The 1,443-nt window shown below is 74.9% G+C and carries 2 protein-coding genes; both read right to left on the bottom strand.

Going from position 1 to position 1,443, the window contains the following annotated elements:
- Window positions 1–69 precede the first annotated feature (69 nt).
- Window positions 70–531: a cell division protein FtsL gene (gene ftsL / locus GTW67_RS18420; protein WP_161165921.1), complete on the bottom strand. Its 462-nt coding sequence runs from the start codon at window positions 529–531 to the stop codon at window positions 70–72.
- Between the two features lie 58 nt (window positions 532–589).
- On the bottom strand, window positions 590–1,443 hold an 854-nt coding region (gene rsmH / locus GTW67_RS18415), incomplete at its 5' end, for a 16S rRNA (cytosine(1402)-N(4))-methyltransferase RsmH (protein WP_161165920.1).

The raw sequence follows: 1,443 nt of genomic DNA, 5'->3' as shown, positions 1-1,443 counted from the left end.
CGGCGGGACGGACGGGCCGCGCGGGTCCGGGCACACGGCGGCGCGGCGGTTCCCTGTCGGACACTTCCGTCACCTGCCGGGAGTCGGGGTCGGGGTGGCTGCGCCCGCCGGGGCGGGCCGTCCGGTCAGCGCCTCCGGGGCGAGGACCAGCGGGAGGGCGGCGGCCGGCGCCGGGCTGGGCGAGCCCTTGACGGTGCCGTCGGGGGCGAGGAAGGCGGGGTCTCCGCCGGGCACCATGCCGAGTTCGCGGGCGCGGTACTGGAGGGCCTGCGGAGCGGAGTAGGAGTCGATGTCCCGCTGGAGCGCCTGTTCCTCGTCGGTGAGGCTCTTCGTCTGCTGTTCGAGGTCGTCCAGCTGGAACGAGCCCTCGCTCAGGGCGGAGTTGAGGACCAGGAGCCCGATCAGGCCGCCGCCCAGCAGAAGGACGACGAGGAGGACGAAGGGCGCCCGGGCGGCCCGGCGTGCGCCGCCCGGCGGAAGCAACCGGGCGAGCCGGGCGGCCCTGCCCTTCAGCTGAGGTTTCCCGCTCACTCGCCCTCCCCTCGGCCCGGGTGGCCCACCCGGGCCCGCCTGCCCTGCCTCACTCGTTTCACCCGACGGACTCCCTGACCCGCTCGGCTCCGCGCAGCCGGGCCGGCGCCGCCCGCCGGTTCTCCGCGATCTCCTCCTCGGTGGGAAGTTCGGCACCGCGCGTGAGCAGCTTGAGCCGGGGCTCGTAGCGTTCGGGGATCACCGGCAGTCCGGGCGGCGCGGTGTTGGCGGCGCCGGCCGCGAGCACCTGCTTCACCAGCCGGTCCTCCAGGGAGTGGTACGACAGCACGGCGATCCGTCCGCCCACGGCGAGCGCCTCGACGGCGGCCGGGATCGCCCGTTCCAGGACGGACAGTTCGCCGTTGACCTCGATGCGCAGGGCCTGGAAGGTGCGCTTGGCCGGGTTGCCCCCGGTGCGCTTGGCGGCCTGCGGCAGCGCGGCGCGGATCAGCTCCACCAGCCGGGCGCTGTTGCCGAACGGCTCCTTCTCGCGCTCCCGCACGATCGCGGAGACGATCCGCTTGGCCTGCTTCTCCTCGCCGTAGGCCCGGAGGATGCGGACGAGCTCGCCCGGCGGGTAGGTGTTGAGGACCTCGGCCGCGCTCATGCCGGTCGTCTGGTCCATGCGCATGTCGAGCGGGGCGTCCTGGGCGTAGGCGAAGCCCCGGTCGGCCTCGTCGAGCTGCATGGAGGAGACGCCGAGGTCGAACAGCACGCCCTGCACGCGGGGGACGCCGAGGCGGTCGAGGACGTCGGGCAGCTCGTCGTAGACGGCGTGCACGAGGGTGGCGCGCTCCCCGTACGGGGCGAGGCGCTCGCCGGACAGGCGCAGGGCCTCCTTGTCCCGGTCGAGGGCGACGAGCCGGGCCTCGGGGAAGCGGTCGAGCAGCGCCTGGCTGTGCCCGCCGAGGA

The organism is Streptomyces sp. SID5910 (genome assembly GCF_009862125.1).
In the GTDB taxonomy this organism is placed as follows: Bacteria; Actinomycetota; Actinomycetes; order Streptomycetales; family Streptomycetaceae; genus Streptomyces.
Note: the sequence above shows the minus strand (reverse complement) of the source record. Positions and strands in the feature narration are given on the sequence as shown.